1 protein-coding gene is annotated in these 366 nt (G+C 65.3%); it reads right to left on the bottom strand.

All coding sequences use genetic code 11. The annotated features are described in order from the left end of the window. On the bottom strand, positions 1 to 366 hold a 366-nt coding region (locus HXS65_RS17385), incomplete at both ends, for a hypothetical protein (RefSeq protein WP_176494538.1).

Raw genomic sequence — 366 nt, forward strand, 5'->3', positions numbered from 1 at the left:
CGGTGATGTCGACGGTCGCGCCGGGCTCACCGGTGCCGGAGAGGGTGGTGCCATCGGTGTCGTTCAGCGTCGGGGTGTCGGTGACGGTGTCCTTGGTCGCGGCATCCGTGAACTCGGCCGCATTACCGGCCTCATCAGTGACAGTCAGCGTCGCGGTGAGTTCGCCCTCGGAGAGGTCGGAGAGATCTTGGCCAGCGACAGTCAGGGTGGTGCCATCGACAGTGATGTCGGCGGGGTCGACGGTGACGGAGCCACCTTCGCCGTCGGTGATCACCAGCTGAACGTTGTCGCTGCTCAGGCCGTCTTCGATGGAGCCGGTCAGCGTCACGTTGCCGATCTCGTCGGCATTCAGGAAGCCATCGCCAC

The organism is Cobetia sp. 5-25-4-2 (genome assembly GCF_013374075.1).
Taxonomy (GTDB): domain Bacteria; phylum Pseudomonadota; class Gammaproteobacteria; order Pseudomonadales; family Halomonadaceae; genus Cobetia; species Cobetia marina.